This is a genomic window from Pseudomonas sp. SL4(2022) (genome assembly GCF_026625725.1).
Classification (GTDB): Bacteria; Pseudomonadota; Gammaproteobacteria; order Pseudomonadales; family Pseudomonadaceae; genus Aquipseudomonas.
The window spans coordinates 3,237,284-3,253,111 of record NZ_CP113060.1; the positions used below are offsets into that span (position 1 = coordinate 3,237,284).

Here is a 15,828-nt window from a genome sequence, read left to right on the forward strand (position 1 = left end):
TCATGCGTAAAGCTCTCTTCCTCTGCTTGCTTGCACCATCAGTGGTGTTTGCAGCCGAACCCGTGACTCAAACCACCGCACCGCTCGTTGGTAGCAGTATGGGCGGGCAGGTGGTGCAGCTGCTGCTGGGGCTGTTACTGGTCATCGGACTGATTTTTCTGCTGGCCTGGGTCATGCGTCGGGTTCAGCAGATCGTGCCACGTGGCGGGCAAGTGATCAGCGTGCTGGCTACTCAGCCGCTTGGGCCGCGTGATCGCCTGGTGCTGGTGCAGGTGGGAGGCGAGCAGGTGCTGCTGGGGCTGACGCCAGGCACCATTACGGCCTTGCATGTGTTGAAAGAGCCTGTGCATTTGCCTGATGCGCAGCCGGCCTCGACCGAATTTGCCCAGCGCCTGATGGAGCTGTTGGGCAAGGATCAGAAGGACAAGTCTTGATGCTGCGTTTGTTGCTGGTGTTGCTGTTCAGCCTGGGGGCATCGTTGGCGTTCGCAGCTGATCCGCCGGCTGTCAGCACGTTGATTCAATCGGGCAGTAATCCGCTGTCGATTCCGGCCATTACCCTGAGCACGGATACTGAGGGGCAACAGGAGTACTCCGTCAGCCTGCAGATCCTGCTGATCATGACGGCGTTGAGTTTCATTCCTGCGTTCCTCATGCTGATGACCAGCTTTACCCGAATCATCATCGTCTTCTCAATTCTGCGCCAGGCTCTGGGTCTGCAGCAGACCCCGTCGAATCAGATTCTGGTGGGGTTGGCGCTGTTTTTGACCATGTTCATCATGGCGCCGGTGTTTGATCAGATTAACCGCGATGCTTTGCAACCCTACCTGAACGAGCAACTACCCGCACAAGAGGCGATCCTCAAGGCGGAAGTGCCGATCAAGAATTTCATGCTGGCGCAGACCCGCGAGAGCGACCTGGAGCTGTTCGTGCGGCTGTCCAAACGTACCGATATCGCCAGCCCGGAAGCGACACCGTTGACCATTCTGATTCCGGCGTTTGTGACTTCGGAGCTGAAAACTGCTTTCCAGATCGGTTTCATGATTTTTATCCCATTCCTGATCATCGACATGGTGGTGGCCAGTATTCTGATGGCAATGGGCATGATGATGCTGTCGCCGCTGATCATTTCGTTGCCCTTCAAGATCATGCTGTTTGTGCTGATTGATGGCTGGGCGTTGATCATGGGCACCCTGGCCGCCAGCTTCGGAGGGACATAGCCATGACCCCTGAAGTGGCTGTTGATCTGGTGCGTGATGCTTTATGGCTGACAGCCATGATTGTCGGCATTCTGGTGGTACCCAGTCTGATTGTTGGTTTGCTGGTGGCGATGTTTCAGGCGGCCACTCAAATCAACGAACAGACCTTGAGTTTTCTGCCGAGGCTGTTGGTCATTCTGTTGGTGCTGATTTTTGCCGGTCCCTGGCTGGTGCGTGAGCTGATGGAGTACACCGAGAATCTGATCATGAACATCCCGATGTTGATCGGCTGACATGCTCGAATTAAGCAACGAGCAGATCGGGGCATGGGTCGGTAGCTTCTTGCTGCCACTGTTTCGTATCGCGGCGCTGCTGATGTTTATGCCAATTATCGGTACTCAGTTGGTTACTGCCAGGGTTCGTCTCTACCTGGCCTTGGCCATCTGTCTGGTGATCATGCCGACACTGCCGCCGATGCCGGTAGTGGATGCGATCAATCTGCAAGCCTTTATCTGGATTGCCCAGGAAATTCTGATTGGCATGATGCTGGGCTTTGTCCTGCAGTTGTTCTTTCAGGTATTCGTGATTGCCGGGCAGATTGTGGCGATCCAGATGGGGCTTGGTTTTGCCTCGATGATTGATCCTGCCAACGGGATTTCGGTGCCGGTGATCGGTCAGGTGTTCATGATTCTGGTGACCCTGTTGTTTCTTGCCATGAATGGTCATCTGGTGGTCTTCGAGGTGCTCACCGAGAGTTTCTTCACCTTGCCTGTCGGGGGTGGTTTTCTGGTGGAAAACTATTGGGAGATTGCCCACAAGCTGAGCTGGGTACTGGGCGCTGCGCTGCTGCTTGTGCTCCCTGCAATTACCGCGCTGCTGGTGGTCAATCTGGCGTTTGGGGTCATGACCCGCGCGGCACCGCAGCTGAATATCTTCTCCATCGGTTTTCCGCTCACGTTGGTACTCGGCATGGTAATCGTCTGGATTGGCATGGCCGATATCCTTGCGCAGTATCAGGTATTTGCCACTGAAGCCTTACAGTTTCTCCGGGAAATGGCGGGGGCGCGTTAAGTGGCGGAGTCCGAGAGTGGTGCTGACAAAAGTGAGGAACCCACGGAGAAACGCCTGCGCGAATCCCGTGAAAAAGGTCAGATTGCCCGCTCCAGAGAACTTAATACCTTGGCTGTGACACTGGCGGGCTTCGGCGGCCTGCTGGCATTCGGCGCCAGCATGGGCAACGCGATGCTGGACATCATGCGCGGCAATTTCTCGTTGTCACGGGATGTCGTCATGGACGAGCGCAGTATGGCGCTATGGTTGGCTGCGTCTGGTCAGCTAGCCCTGGAAGCCTTGTTTCCGCTGTTTATGTTGCTGTTGATCGTGTCAATTGTGGGCCCCATCTCACTGGGTGGTTGGCTGTTTTCCGCGGAGGCGATGGCCCCCAAACTTAGTCGCATGAACCCCTTGTCGGGGCTCAAGCGTATGTTCTCCACTGATGCGCTGGTGGAATTGCTCAAGGCCTTGGCCAAGTTCACGCTCATCCTGCTGGTGGGTATTGCGGTGTTGGCTGCTTGGCAGGACGACCTGTTGGCGATTGTTCATGAGCCGATTGAGGCGGCCATTTTACACTCGGCCACGGTGGTGGGCTGGAGTGCTTTGTGGATGTCCTGTGGGTTGATTCTGATTGCTGCGGTGGATGTGCCGTTTCAGCTCTGGAGTAACAAGCAGAAGCTGATGATGACCAAGCAGGAGGTCATTGATGAGTACAAAGACAGCGAGGGCAAGCCCGAGGTCAAACAGCGGATTCGGCAGTTGCAGCGTGAGATGGCTGAGCGGCGCATGATGCAGGCGGTACCCGACGCTGATGTGGTGATTACCAACCCGACGCACTTTGCCGTGGCCCTGAAGTACGATCCGGCCAAAGGCAGTGCGCCGGTTCTGCTGGCCAAGGGCGGTGATTTTACGGCGTTGAAAATTCGCGAAATTGCCAATGAGCACAAGGTCATGGTGCTGGAGTCGCCTGCGTTGGCGCGCGCCGTGTTCTATTCCACCGAGCTGGATCAGGAAATTCCGGCAGGCCTGTACCTGGCCATTGCCCAGGTGCTCGCCTACGTCTATCAGCTGCGTCAGCACCAGGCAGGCAAGGGCAAACGCCCGGCGCCGTTGCCGGAGCTACCGATCCCTCCGGATTTACGCCGCGACGAGTAATAGCGTCTGCTGTTGCTGCGAGTCCGTGCCTGTTTTGCTGCGGTACGGGGAAGTTGGACAGCTTCTTGCAAAACCCTCCTCAAAGGCGCGCATAGCGTCAAAAGATTGAATGGTCTTGGGGTAGTGGTGTGGCAATAGATCGCTCGCAAATGATCGGTGATGTTCGCAGCAACCTGGCAGGGTTGAAACAGGGCAACCTGGGTATTCCTCTGCTGTTGCTGGTCATGCTCAGCATGGTCATGTTGCCGATTCCGCCGTTTCTCCTCGATGTGCTGTTTACCTTCAGCATTGCGCTGTCGATTGTGGTGTTGTTGGTCAGTATTTATGCTTTGCGTCCTCTGGACTTCGCCGTGTTTCCCACGGTGTTGCTGGCGGCCACGCTGTTGCGTTTGGCACTCAACGTCGCGTCTACACGGGTGGTGTTGATGCATGGTCACGAGGGCCATGCTGCTGCCGGGCAGGTGATCCAGGCCTTTGGTGAGGTGCTGATCGGTGGCAACTATGTGGTCGGTATTGTGCTGTTTGCCATTCTGATGATCATCAACTTCGTCGTGGTCACCAAAGGTGCCGGACGGATCTCGGAAGTCAGCGCCCGTTTTACCCTCGATGCCATGCCAGGCAAGCAGATGGCGATTGATGCCGACCTCAACGCTGGCTTGATTGATCAGGCTGAGGCCAAGAAGCGCCGCTCGGAAGTGTCTCAAGAAGCCGACTTCTACGGTTCGATGGACGGTGCCAGCAAATTTGTCCGCGGCGATGCCATCGCCGGCCTGTTGATTCTGTTCATCAACCTCATCGGTGGTATTGCCATCGGTGTTTTGCAACATGGTCTGCCGTTCGCTGAGGCCGGCAAAATCTACACCTTGTTGACCATTGGTGATGGTCTGGTGGCGCAGATCCCTTCGCTGTTGTTATCAACGGCCGCTGCCATCATGGTCACGCGTGTGTCCAGTTCTGAGGACATGGGGGCGCAGGTCAACCGGCAGATGTTCGCCTCGCCACGGGCACTGGCCGTGACTGCCATCATTATGATCATCATGGGCATGGTGCCCGGCATGCCGCACTTCTTCTTCATCGGCCTTGGCTTGATTGCAGCAGGGGCTGCCTACTGGATTGCCAACAAGCAGCGTGTGGTCAAAGAAGAAGAGGTGAAGGAAGTGCAGCGTCAGCAGGAGTTGCTGCCGACGCAGAAAGCTCAGGAAGTCAAAGAGCTGGGCTGGGATGATGTAACGCCGGTCGACATGGTGGGGCTGGAAGTGGGTTATCGGCTGATTCCGCTGGTTGACCGTAACCAGGGTGGCCAGCTGCTGGCGCGGATCAAGGGCGTGCGCAAGAAGCTCTCCCAGGAAATGGGTTTTCTCATGCCCTCGGTGCACATTCGCGACAACCTGGATTTGCAGCCCAACGCCTACCGGTTGACGCTCATGGGCGTGAGTGTGGCCGAGGCCGAGGTGTATCCGGACCGTGAGCTGGCAATCAACCCCGGTCAGGTATTCGGACCACTCAATGGTATCGCCGCCAAGGACCCGGCATTTGGCCTGGAAGCGGTGTGGATCGACCCCAGCCAACGAGATCAGGCGCAGTCTCTCGGCTACACCGTGGTGGACGCCAGCACAGTTGTTGCCACTCACCTCAATCAAGTGCTGCACAAGCACGCTCACGAACTGCTCGGGCACGAGGAAGTGCAGCAACTGATGCAGTTGCTGGCCAAGACCTCGCCTAAATTGGCTGAGGAACTGGTGCCGGGAATGATTTCCCTGTCGACCTTACTCAAGGTGCTGCAGGTTCTGTTGCAGGAACAGGTACCGGTACGTGATATCCGGACCATTGCTGAGGCCATCGCCAACGTGGCCGTGAAGAGTCAAGATCCCGCCGCGATGGTGGCTGCCGTGCGTGTGTCACTGTCTCGCGCAATTGTGCAAAGCATTGTGGGACTAGAGCTGGAACTGCCTGTCATCACCTTGGAACCCAGGTTGGAACAGATATTGCTCAATAGTATTCAGAAAGCCGGTCAAGGCTCTGAGGATGGCATTCTTCTAGAGCCAGGCATGGCCGAGAAGCTGCAACGTTCCCTAGTGGAAGCAGCGCAGCGCCAGGAAATGCTTGGCAAACCAGTGATTCTGCTGGTTGCCGGCCCGGTCCGGGCGATGCTCTCGCGATTCGCGCGGCTGGCGGTTCCGAGTATCCATGTACTGGCATACCAGGAAATTCCGGACAACAAGCAGGTCACCATCGTTGCGACGGTGGGGCAGAACTAACCGAGGTCACAGGCCATGCAGGTCAAACGCTTTTTCGCCGCCGATATGCGCACTGCCATGAAATTGGTGCGTGATGAGCTGGGTGCCGATGCCTCGATCATTGGCAATCGCCGCGTAGCTGGCGGTGTCGAACTGACTGCGGCGCTGGACTATCAGGTGCCGGCAGCGCCAGCGCGTCAGCCTAATCCAGCCCTGGAGGCTGAATTGCGCAAGACTCAGGCGAAAATCGCCACTGCGCAGGCCGAACTGACTACCCGTGCCAAGGTAGATGCCGGTAAGGATCGCCAGTTGTTTGGCGCAGAGCTGGAGTTGCCTGCCGATAGTCTCGCAGCCGTTATGCGCAAATCCCGCACGCCTATACCGCCCGCCGCCGGGACTGATCAGCATGCACTGGATGCCATGCGCTTTGAGTTGCACGGGCTGCGTGAGTTGATAGAAGTTCAGTTGGGTTCGATTGCCTGGGGCCAGTTGCAAAGTCGTCGCCCGCAACAGGCTAATCTGTGGCGTCGCCTGCAGCGTATGGGGCTGTCAGCCGAACTGTCCAAAGTCCTGCTGGAGCGCGTTGCCAACGTGGCCGAGCCGCGCCAGGCCTGGCGCATGCTGCTGGCGCACCTGGCCCATGCGATCAAAACGCCGAAGCAGGAACCGATGGATGAGGGTGGCGTTATCGCTTTGGTGGGGCCGGCCGGGATGGGCAAGACCACGACTCTGGCTAAATTGGCCGCGCGTTATGTCCTCAAGCACGGCGCGCAGCATATTGCGTTGGTCAGCCTGGACAGCTACCGCATCGGGGCGCAGGAACAACTCAAGACCCTGGGGCGCATTCTTAATGTTTCGGTGACCCTGGTGGATCCTGGCCAGTCACTGACCCAGGCTCTGGCGCCTTTGGCACGCAAGCGCGTGGTGCTGATTGATACGGCTGGCCTTCCAGCCAACGATCCCGCTTTGCGCATGCAACTGGAAACACTGGCCAGCCGCGGCGTCAACGCAAAAAATTATCTGGTAATGGCGGCCACTAGCCAGGGCCAAGTGCTGAAAGCCGCCTACCATAGTTATAAGCGCTGTGGGTTGGCAGGCTGTATTGTCACTAAGGCGGACGAGGCAACCAGCCTGGGCGAGGTATTAGGGCTGGCTATTACGCAGCGTCTACCGGTAGCCTATCTCGCTGATGGGCCACGAATTCCTGATGATTTACAGGTGCCTCGCAGTCATCAGCTGGTCAGTCGTGCCGTAGGGCTGCAGGCAACCCAGGATCCTAGCGAAGATACAATGGCAGAGATGTTTGCCGGTCTTTACCAGCAGTCCGCGCGACGTGTCAGTTAAAAGGTTCCTTTCGGTTTGTGGTAGGCCTGACCGGCTAAAGTGGCTCCAGTCGAAGTTAGACAAGGTGTGTAGATAATATGGGTATGCATCCCGTTCAGGTGATTGCAGTAACCGGCGGCAAAGGTGGCGTCGGCAAGACCAATGTCTCGGTGAACCTGGCATTGGCTCTGGCTGACCTTGGGCGCAGGGTAATGTTGATGGACGCTGACCTGGGCCTGGCTAACGTCGATGTGTTGCTGGGCTTGAGTGCCAAGCGCACCCTGGAAGACGTTATCAGTGGTGAGTGTGAACTGCGTGATGTGCTGTTGCAGGGGCCGGGTGGCATTCGAATCGTACCGGCAGCATCCGGTATTCAGAGCATGGTGCAGCTGTCCCCCATGCAGCATGCTGGGCTGATTCAAGCCTTCAGTGACATCAGTGATAACCTTGATGTGCTGATTATTGATACTGCTGCCGGTATCGGTGATGGCGTAGTCAGTTTTGTTCGTGCGGCCCAGGAAGTGCTGGTGGTCGTGTGTGATGAGCCTACGTCGATTACTGATGCCTACGCGTTGATCAAGTTGCTCAACCGTGACCACGGTATGAATCGTTTCCGTGTACTGGCCAATATGGCGCACAGCCCACAGGAAGGTCGTAACCTGTTTGCTAAGCTGACCAAGGTGACTGATCGCTTTCTTGATGTGGCTCTGCAGTATGTTGGTGCCGTTCCCTATGATGAGTCAGTCCGTAAGGCCGTACAGAAACAGCGTGCGGTATATGAAGCCTTCCCGCGTTCGAAGTGTGCGTTGGCGTTCAAAGCAATAGCTCAGAAAGTTGACGCCTGGCCTTTACCAGCCAACCCGCGTGGCCATTTAGAGTTTTTTGTTGAACGCCTGGTGCACCAACCGATCGCGGACACGGCCACATGACAGCAGCCTCTGGACTTCGTATGTATAGCAAGGCGCAGGCGCAGGACTCCCAGCACCAGTTGATCGAGCGTTATGCGCCTTTGGTCAAGCGTATTGCCTACCATCTGCTGGCACGCTTACCGGCCAATGTGCAAGTTGATGATCTGATCCAGGCCGGGATGATCGGACTGCTTGAAGCGTCAAAAAAATACGATTCCAGCAAAGGTGCCAGTTTCGAAACATTTGCTGGCATCCGCATCCGCGGATCTATGCTTGATGAAGTACGTAAAGGTGACTGGGCACCGCGCTCGGTGCATCGCAACAGTCGTATGGTTAGCGATGCGATTCGCGTGATTGAGTCCAGAACGGGTCGTGACGCTAAAGATCAAGAGGTTGCGGCCGAACTCCAATTGAGTCTCGAAGATTACTACGGCATCCTTGGCGACACGCTGGGTAGTCGCTTGTTCAGTTTTGATGACCTGTTGCTGGATGGTGAACACAGTGGAGTAGGTGAAGACGCGAGCATTAACTGTCTTGAGCCTTCTCGTGATCTGGAAGATCAACGCTTTCAAGCAGCTTTGGCTGATGCTATTGCCAATCTGCCGGAGCGCGAACGCCTGGTGTTAGCGCTATATTACGATGAAGAATTAAATCTTAAGGAAATCGGCGAAGTACTGGGGGTTAGCGAATCTCGTGTAAGCCAACTACACAGTCAGTGTGCTGCTCGTTTGCGTGCTCGACTGGCTGATTGGCGCGCACATTGAGTTGAATTTGCTAACGCTGGGCCGGTTTCACGATTAAAGACGCGCACAGAGTGCTGGGTGCGTTTGGGACTGTACGGAGGTCGACTTGGACAAGAACATGAAAATCCTCATCGTTGATGACTTTTCAACGATGCGACGGATCATCAAGAACCTCCTGCGTGATTTGGGGTTCACCAATACCGCAGAGGCTGACGATGGCACTACTGCTCTGCCGATGTTGCAGAGCGGCAGCTTCGACTTTTTGGTGACTGACTGGAACATGCCCGGCATGACGGGAATTGATCTACTGCGCGCCGTACGTGCGGATGATCGCCTGAAAACACTGCCCGTGTTGATGGTGACTGCTGAAGCTAAGCGCGATCAGATCATTGAGGCAGCTCAGGCTGGAGTAAATGGCTATGTGGTTAAGCCGTTTACTGCGCAGGTTCTGAAAGAAAAGATCGAAAAGATTTTTGAGCGAGTCAACGGCTGATGTCTGCCACGAGGGTGCTATGGAACATAAAGATTCCGTTCACGGTGACCTTGAGTCAACCCTGAAATACAACGCTCGCCAATTGGTAGACAGCCTGGAACAGGGCAATTTTGGTGAAGCGGTACAGCTGATACATGAGCTCAACAAAGCGCGTGACCGCGGCTTGTATCACGAAGTCGGCAAACTGACCCGTGAGCTACACAATGCCATTGTGAATTTTCAGCTTGACCCACGCGTACCTCATGCAACCGAAATCTCTCAAATTACTGATGCAACTGAGCGTCTTAACTATGTTGTGACGATGACCGAAAAAGCGGCCAATCGCACCATGGATTTGGTCGAGCAGAGCGCTCCGCTGGTGAATGATCTGGCTGATGAGGCGCACAATTTGAGCACCGACTGGGGGCGTTTCATGCGCCGCGAAATGAGTGCTGATGGTTTTCGAGAGTTGGCCAAGCGAGTTGAGTTGTTTCTTGCGCGTAGCGAGCGAGACGGGGCCAAGCTGTCTTCGCATTTGAACGACATTCTTCTGGCGCAAGACTTCCAAGACCTGACAGGTCAGGTAATCAAGCGGGTTACCCAGTTGGTGACCGAGGTTGAAAGTAATCTGTTGAAACTGGTGATTATGGCCAGTTCAGTCGATCAGATTGCCGGTATTGAGCATAACCACGAATTGCTCCGTGCCGAGCGAGAAGAACAAAAAGAGCCTTCTCGTGGTGAAGGTCCGCAGATTCATGCCGATAAGCGTGAAGACGTCGCATCGAATCAGGATGATGTTGACGATCTGCTTTCCAGCCTGGGATTTTAGGAGCACGTCTATATGAGCTTCGGCGCCGATGAAGAAATCCTCCAGGACTTCCTGGTAGAGGCCGGCGAGATTCTTGAATTACTGTCCGAACAGCTCGTAGAGCTGGAAAGTCGCCCGGACGACATGAATCTGCTCAACGCTATTTTTCGCGGGTTTCATACCGTCAAAGGTGGTGCCGGTTTTCTCCAGCTCAACGAGCTGGTTGAATGTTGCCATATCGCAGAAAACGTTTTCGACATCCTTCGTAAGGGTGAGCGGCGTGTTGATTCGGCATTGATGGACGTAGTGCTGGAAGCTCTTGATGCGGTCAACGGCATGTTCACTGAAGTGCGTGAGCGGACGGAGCTGACACCCGCATCTCCCGAGTTACTCGCAGCGTTGTCTCGTCTAGCGGAGCCGGCAGGTTCTGAAGAGGTTGCCGGCGAGGAACCTTTAGTCGAACCGGCCGCAGAAGCAATTGAGGTCGTTGAGGAAGTAGCGGTTGCAGAGGCCGCAAGTGCAGGTTCTGATATCACTGACAGTGAGTTCGAGCAGCTGTTGGGCGCTCTTGATGGCGGCAGCGTCGACACCGTTACGCCCGAAACAGCCAGCAGTGACGAAATCACCGATGATGAGTTCGAGTCACTGCTCGATCAACTGCATGGCAAGGGTCAATTCGTCGCTGAAGCAAATGTTCCAGCCGCCGTGCCGGCCTCTGCAGCGCCGGCAGCAGCCACCAGTAGTGATGAAATTACCGATGATGAGTTTGAGTCGCTGCTCGATCAATTACACGGTAAGGGTCAGTTTGTCCCACCTGCTCCGGTCGAAGACACACCGGCCCCCAAGGTTGCCCAGGTGTCCGAGGTTCCTGGCGAAGACATTACTGACGATGAATTTGAGGCACTGTTGGATCAGCTTCACGGTAAGGGCAAGTTTGTCGAGCCTGAAGCGATTAAACCTGTAGCCGCTGCGCCGGAGCCTAAAGCTGCAGAGCCCGTGAAGCCTGCAGTTGTGGCTGCCAAGCCCGCAGCTAAGCCTGCCCCCAAGGTTGAAACAGCCAAAGCTTCTGCGCCCGCTGCACCCGTGGCAGATAAAGCTGCGCCCCCGAGCGAAGCTGAAACCACGGTGCGCGTTGACACTGCGCGGCTGGACGAAATCATGAATATGGTGGGTGAGCTGGTGCTGGTGCGTAACCGTTTGGTTCGTTTGGGCTCCAGTAGTGGCGATGAAGCGATGTCGAAGGCTGTATCAAACCTCGATGTCGTAACGGCAGATTTGCAAACTGCTGTTATGAAAACCCGCATGCAGCCAATCAAGAAAGTTTTCGGTCGCTTCCCGCGCCTGGTTCGTGATTTGGCCAGAAGCCTGAAGAAAGAGATCAATCTTGAATTGGTCGGGGAGGAGACGGATCTCGACAAGAACCTCGTTGAAGCACTGGCTGATCCGCTTGTGCACTTGGTGCGCAATGCGGTCGATCATGGCATTGAAACTCCAGAAGAGCGCGAGGCGTCGGGTAAGGCACGTGGTGGCAAGGTCGTGTTGTCTGCTGAGCAGGAGGGTGATCATATCCTGCTGTCGATTTCTGATGACGGCAAAGGTATGGATGCTGACGTGTTGCGTGCCAAGGCTGTAGAAAAGGGATTGTTGGATAAGGACGCAGCTGATCGCTTAAATGAGTTTGAATGCTACAACTTGATTTTCGCCCCGGGCTTTTCGACCAAGACAGAAATATCCGATGTGTCGGGCCGCGGCGTGGGCATGGACGTGGTGAAGACCAAAATTTCCCAGCTCAATGGCACCGTAAATGTGTTCTCGGTGAAGGGGCAGGGCTCGAAGATTGTTATCAAGGTGCCATTAACACTAGCAATCATGCCTACGTTAATGGTGATGTTGGCCAATCAGGCATTTGCTTTCCCATTGGTGAATGTTAACGAAATCTTTCACCTTGATTTATCGCGTACCAACGTTGTTGATGGTCAGGAAGTGGTGATTGTTCGCGATAAGGCCTTGCCTTTGTTTTACCTCAAGCGCTGGTTAATTGGCAGTGCTGCACATGTCGAGCAGGGTGAAGGTCATGTGGTTATTCTGTCTGTTGGCAGTCAGCGAATAGGCTTTGTTGTCGATCAGCTGGTTGGGCAGGAGGAAGTGGTTATCAAGCCTCTTGGCAAGATGCTGCAGGGCACTCCGGGTATGTCGGGTGCAACAATTACAGGCGATGGTCGCATCGCTCTTATTCTTGATGTACCGAGCATGCTCAAACGTTACGCACGACGTATGTGATTGTTCGTGATGCAGCTGTCTGTCGTACCGTTTAGGAGTGGTTATGGCTGTTAAGGTGTTGGTGGTGGACGACTCCGGATTTTTCCGCCGGCGTGTATCTGAAATTCTTTCGGCTGATCCAAACATTCAGGTCATTGGTACTGCTACCAATGGCCGTGAAGCCATCGAGCAGGCGCAGACACTCAAGCCTGATGTCATCACCATGGACTATGAAATGCCCATGATGGATGGCATTACGGCTGTTCGTAACATCATGCAGCGTTGCCCAACACCGGTCTTGATGTTTTCTTCACTGACGCATGAAGGCGCTCGGGTTACCTTGGATGCGCTTGAAGCGGGAGCGGTTGATTTTCTTCCCAAGAATTTTGAAGACATTTCGCGCAATCCAGAGCGCGTTAAACAGTTGCTATGCGAGAAAATTCATACAATTGCGCGCAGTAATCGCCGGAATTTCAGCACGCCCGCGCCCTCAATTGTGGCGCCTGCGCCGAATCCGGTAAAACCCGCTTCTCGTCCTTTAACAACTGCCTCGCCCGGTAGGCCGGTCTCTGCTGCAACACCCGTGCAGGCTGCAGTCGCGGCGGCTCCAAAACGGAAACCCTATAAGTTGGTGGCCATCGGCACGTCAACTGGTGGGCCGGTTGCATTGCAACGCGTGTTGACTCAGTTGCCCGCTAATTTTCCAGCCCCAATCGTTTTAATTCAGCATATGCCTGCTGCATTTACGAAAGCGTTTGCTGAACGCCTTGATAAGCTTTGTCGGATTAGTGTCAAAGAGGCCGAAGACGGTGATACGTTGCGTCCCGGATTGGCTTTGCTTGCTCCCGGTGGTAAACAGATGATGGTTGATGCCAGGGGGGTAGTAAAGATTCTGCCTGGTGATGAACGGCTCAATTACAAGCCCTGTGTTGATATCACTTTTGGATCCGTGGCGAAGTCGTATGCCGATAAGGTATTGGCTGTAGTTTTGACTGGGATGGGTGCAGACGGTCGCGAGGGCGCTCGTCTGCTTAAACAAGTCGGAAGCCAGGTCTGGGCTCAGGACGAGGCAAGCTGTGTGATCTACGGTATGCCGATGGCTATCGTTAAGGCCAACTTGGCAGATGCTGTTTACTCGCTTGATGATATCGGCAGGCATCTGGTTGAGGCCTGTGGTTAATGGATGTATTGAGCCTAATTGGGGTCATTCTGGCTTTTGTGGCCATCTTAGGCGGCAATTATCTGGAAGGTGGTCATGCGGCTGCCCTTCTGAATGGGCCGGCTGCGTTGATAGTGGTCGGCGGTACACTGGGGGCTGCGTTCCTGCAGGCTCCGGTTAACGTCTTCAAGCGTGCTCTGGCAATCATAAGCTGGATTTTCTTTCCGCCACGCGTTGATTTGCAAGGTGGCATCAACCGTGTAGTCGGTTGGAGTATGACGGCTCGCAAGGAAGGTTTATTGGGGTTGGAGGCCGTGGCGGATGCTGAGCCTGACCCTTATGCCCGCAAAGGTCTTCAGTTGCTGGTCGATGGTGTAGAGCCGGAGGCAATACGCAGTATCCTTGAGGTTGATCTTTACACTCAGGAAGGGCGTGATATCCAGGCAGCTAAAGTTTTTGAAAGTATGGGGGGGTACGCTCCCACCATAGGAATTATCGGTGCTGTTATGGGGTTGATCCATGTAATGGGTAACCTGGCTGACCCGAGTATGTTGGGCAGCGGCATAGCAGTGGCATTTGTTGCCACTATTTACGGTGTCGGTTTCGCCAACCTGTTGTTATTGCCTATCGGTAACAAACTCAAGGCCATCGCTCAGCGCCAGTCGCGGTATCGTGAGATGTTGCTGGAAGGTCTCCTGTCGATTGCCGAGGGCGAGAACCCTCGCTCCATCGAATTAAAGCTGCAAGGCTTTATGGATTGATGGAGGCACTATATGGCCCGCAGGCGTCACCAAGAAGAACATGAAAACCATGAGCGTTGGCTTGTTTCCTATGCCGACTTCATCACCCTGCTATTCGCATTTTTTGTGGTGATGTATTCAATCTCCTCGATCAACGAGGGCAAGTACAAAATTCTCTCGGACAGTCTGACCGGCGTGTTCAATCAGCCAGATCGTGCTATCAAGCCTATTCCCGTTGGGGATGAGCGGCCGCGTACAACCGAGCCCGACCGCTCTCTGGTTGATGAAGATAGCACCTTGTCAGCCGCCGATTCATTGGAAAGCATTGCCAATAGTGTGCGCGAGGCTTTTGGTGATCTGATTCAGTCCGAGCAGCTCAAGGTCAGTGGTAACGAGTTGTGGATCGAGATCGAGCTCAGCTCCAGTTTGTTGTTTACCAGTGGTGATGCGATCCCTAACAATGCTGCTTTCGACATCATTGAGAAGGTCGCCAAAATACTGGCGCCTTATGAAAATCCGATTCATGTTGAAGGCTTTACCGATAATCTGCCGATTCAGACCGCGCAGTTCCCGAGTAACTGGGAGTTGTCAGCAGCGCGAGCGGCGAGCATCGTGCGTATGCTGAGCATGGACGGTGTGAATCCTGGACGTCTGGCCGCGGTTGGTTATGGCGAGTTTCAGCCAGTGGCCGATAACACTACTGCTGAAGGCCGTGGTCGTAATCGTCGGGTGGTTCTGGTGATATCGCGCAATCTTGATGTGCGCCGAAGTGTCAGTGGAGTGGGCAGCGCCAATGCAAAGCCTGATCAGGCTCTGCAAAGAGCTGGCACGCAACCTGCTAATGCTCCGATAGCGCCGGCTCCGCAAGCGGGAGCCGTCAATCCCCCGTCGCCGGCCCCATAGGGTGGCCCCGTTCTCGGTTTGGCTGCAGCTGTACCGGGAGGATGATAACGATGAGAGTCTGGGCAGTAGCCAATCAAAAAGGTGGTGTCGGTAAAACCACCACATCAATCGCACTGGCAGGTCTGTTGGCCGATGCTGGCAAGCGCGTAGTTGTGGTTGATCTCGACCCGCATGGCTCTATGACCAGCTATTTCGGGCATGATCCGGATAGCCTCGAGCACAGCTGTTTTGATCTATTTCAGCATCAAGGTTCAGTGCCCCGTGGCTTGCCTGAGCAGTTGCTGCGTACGACCAGTCATGAGCGTATTTCTCTGCTGCCGTCGAGTACTGCGCTGGCCACCCTTGAGCGTCAGTCTCCCGGGCAGAGCGGTCTTGGGCTGGTTATTTCCAAAAGTCTGGCACAGCTTTGGCAGGACTTTGATCATGCTGTCATTGATAGTCCGCCTTTGCTGGGCGTGCTAATGGTCAATGCACTGGCCGCCAGCCAGCAGTTGGTTATTCCGGTGCAGACTGAGTTTCTTGCGGTTAAAGGCCTGGAGCGCATGGTCAATACGTTGGCGATGATCAACCGATCGCGCCAACAAGCTCTGCCTTACACCATTGTGCCGACACTGTTCGATCGGCGCACACAGGCCTCTATGGGAACTTTGCGGGTGCTGCGCAACAGCTATCCAGATCATCTGTGGCCAGCCTATATCCCAGTTGATACACGTCTGCGTGATGCCAGCAGGGCAGGGCTTACGCCTTCACAGTTTGATAACAATAGCCGTGGCGTGATTGCCTACCGTGCGCTGCTTAAACACCTGCTATCGCAGCAGATCGCAGCGCAGGTCGCTTAAGGTGCAGGGCTATGCTGAATGCCTGGGCTCA

General features: G+C 55.0%; 16 protein-coding genes. All 16 read left to right on the forward strand.

Going from position 1 to position 15,828, the window contains the following annotated elements; genetic code table 11:
* Positions 1-2 precede the first annotated feature (2 nt).
* A complete protein-coding gene (fliO, locus tag OU997_RS15290; protein ID WP_108490486.1) occupies positions 3-434 on the forward strand; it encodes a flagellar biosynthetic protein FliO in 432 nt (143 codons plus the stop codon).
* A complete protein-coding gene (gene fliP, locus OU997_RS15295) occupies positions 434-1,219 on the forward strand; it encodes a flagellar type III secretion system pore protein FliP (protein WP_108490487.1) in 786 nt (261 codons plus the stop codon). Before fliO ends, fliP begins: the two co-directional genes overlap by 1 nt.
* Positions 1,220-1,221: 2 nt before the next feature.
* Positions 1,222-1,491 (forward strand): flagellar biosynthesis protein FliQ, encoded by a 270-nt coding sequence (gene fliQ / locus OU997_RS15300; RefSeq protein WP_090252096.1) that lies wholly within the window; start codon positions 1,222-1,224, stop codon positions 1,489-1,491.
* Between the two features lies 1 nt (position 1,492).
* On the forward strand, positions 1,493-2,269 hold the full coding sequence (fliR, locus tag OU997_RS15305; RefSeq protein WP_108490488.1) for a flagellar biosynthetic protein FliR: 777 nt from the start codon (positions 1,493-1,495) through the stop codon (positions 2,267-2,269).
* Complete coding sequence (gene flhB, locus OU997_RS15310; protein ID WP_108490489.1) at positions 2,270-3,406, forward strand: flagellar biosynthesis protein FlhB; 1,137 nt, start codon at positions 2,270-2,272, stop codon at positions 3,404-3,406. It abuts the gene before it with no gap.
* Positions 3,407-3,540: 134 nt separating this feature from the next.
* Positions 3,541-5,664, forward strand: coding sequence for a flagellar biosynthesis protein FlhA (gene flhA, locus OU997_RS15315; RefSeq protein ID WP_267809918.1), 2,124 nt, complete (start codon positions 3,541-3,543; stop codon positions 5,662-5,664).
* A gap of 15 nt (positions 5,665-5,679) precedes the next feature.
* Positions 5,680-6,987 (forward strand): flagellar biosynthesis protein FlhF, encoded by a 1,308-nt coding sequence (gene flhF / locus OU997_RS15320; protein WP_267807363.1) that lies wholly within the window; start codon positions 5,680-5,682, stop codon positions 6,985-6,987.
* Positions 6,988-7,064: 77 nt separating this feature from the next.
* Entirely contained in the window at positions 7,065-7,895 is an 831-nt protein-coding gene (fleN, locus tag OU997_RS15325; RefSeq protein ID WP_177480010.1) for a flagellar synthesis regulator FleN, read from the forward strand.
* Positions 7,892-8,638, forward strand: a complete 747-nt coding sequence (fliA, locus tag OU997_RS15330; protein WP_108490492.1) for an RNA polymerase sigma factor FliA — start codon at positions 7,892-7,894, stop codon at positions 8,636-8,638. The genes fleN and fliA overlap by 4 nt, the downstream gene beginning before the upstream one ends.
* Before the next feature lie 97 nt (positions 8,639-8,735).
* Positions 8,736-9,110: a chemotaxis response regulator CheY gene (locus OU997_RS15335; protein ID WP_177480012.1), complete on the forward strand. Its 375-nt coding sequence runs from the start codon at positions 8,736-8,738 to the stop codon at positions 9,108-9,110.
* 19 nt (positions 9,111-9,129) lie between these two features.
* Positions 9,130-9,918, forward strand: coding sequence for a protein phosphatase CheZ (locus OU997_RS15340; protein WP_108490494.1), 789 nt, complete (start codon positions 9,130-9,132; stop codon positions 9,916-9,918).
* Between the two features lie 12 nt (positions 9,919-9,930).
* Complete coding sequence (locus tag OU997_RS15345) at positions 9,931-12,177, forward strand: chemotaxis protein CheA (RefSeq protein WP_267807368.1); 2,247 nt, start codon at positions 9,931-9,933, stop codon at positions 12,175-12,177.
* Positions 12,178-12,220: 43 nt separating this feature from the next.
* On the forward strand, positions 12,221-13,336 hold the full coding sequence (locus tag OU997_RS15350; protein ID WP_108490496.1) for a protein-glutamate methylesterase/protein-glutamine glutaminase: 1,116 nt from the start codon (positions 12,221-12,223) through the stop codon (positions 13,334-13,336).
* Positions 13,336-14,076: a flagellar motor protein gene (locus tag OU997_RS15355; protein ID WP_108490497.1), complete on the forward strand. Its 741-nt coding sequence runs from the start codon at positions 13,336-13,338 to the stop codon at positions 14,074-14,076. The genes OU997_RS15350 and OU997_RS15355 overlap by 1 nt, the downstream gene beginning before the upstream one ends.
* Before the next feature lie 12 nt (positions 14,077-14,088).
* Positions 14,089-14,958, forward strand: a complete 870-nt coding sequence (gene motD / locus OU997_RS15360) for a flagellar motor protein MotD (RefSeq protein WP_108490498.1) — start codon at positions 14,089-14,091, stop codon at positions 14,956-14,958.
* A gap of 50 nt (positions 14,959-15,008) precedes the next feature.
* Positions 15,009-15,797, forward strand: a complete 789-nt coding sequence (locus OU997_RS15365; protein WP_267807371.1) for a ParA family protein — start codon at positions 15,009-15,011, stop codon at positions 15,795-15,797.
* The last annotated feature ends 31 nt before the right edge of the window (positions 15,798-15,828 follow it).

Bases quoted from the DNA above. Each gene is read 5' to 3' on its own strand.
- fliO (WP_108490486.1), top strand. From the start codon at position 3: ATGCGTAAAGCTCTCTTCCTCTGCTTGCTTGCACCATCAGTGGTGTTT.
- fliP (WP_108490487.1), top strand. From the start codon at position 434: ATGCTGCGTTTGTTGCTGGTGTTGCTGTTCAGCCTGGGGGCATCGTTG.
- fliQ (WP_090252096.1), top strand. From the start codon at position 1,222: ATGACCCCTGAAGTGGCTGTTGATCTGGTGCGTGATGCTTTATGGCTG.
- fliR (WP_108490488.1), top strand. From the start codon at position 1,493: ATGCTCGAATTAAGCAACGAGCAGATCGGGGCATGGGTCGGTAGCTTC.
- flhF (WP_267807363.1), top strand. From the start codon at position 5,680: ATGCAGGTCAAACGCTTTTTCGCCGCCGATATGCGCACTGCCATGAAA.
- fleN (WP_177480010.1), top strand. From the start codon at position 7,065: ATGGGTATGCATCCCGTTCAGGTGATTGCAGTAACCGGCGGCAAAGGT.
- fliA (WP_108490492.1), top strand. From the start codon at position 7,892: ATGACAGCAGCCTCTGGACTTCGTATGTATAGCAAGGCGCAGGCGCAG.
- OU997_RS15335 (WP_177480012.1), top strand. From the start codon at position 8,736: ATGAAAATCCTCATCGTTGATGACTTTTCAACGATGCGACGGATCATC.
- OU997_RS15340 (WP_108490494.1), top strand. From the start codon at position 9,130: ATGGAACATAAAGATTCCGTTCACGGTGACCTTGAGTCAACCCTGAAA.
- OU997_RS15345 (WP_267807368.1), top strand. From the start codon at position 9,931: ATGAGCTTCGGCGCCGATGAAGAAATCCTCCAGGACTTCCTGGTAGAG.
- OU997_RS15350 (WP_108490496.1), top strand. From the start codon at position 12,221: ATGGCTGTTAAGGTGTTGGTGGTGGACGACTCCGGATTTTTCCGCCGG.
- OU997_RS15355 (WP_108490497.1), top strand. From the start codon at position 13,336: ATGGATGTATTGAGCCTAATTGGGGTCATTCTGGCTTTTGTGGCCATC.
- motD (WP_108490498.1), top strand. From the start codon at position 14,089: ATGGCCCGCAGGCGTCACCAAGAAGAACATGAAAACCATGAGCGTTGG.
- OU997_RS15365 (WP_267807371.1), top strand. From the start codon at position 15,009: ATGAGAGTCTGGGCAGTAGCCAATCAAAAAGGTGGTGTCGGTAAAACC.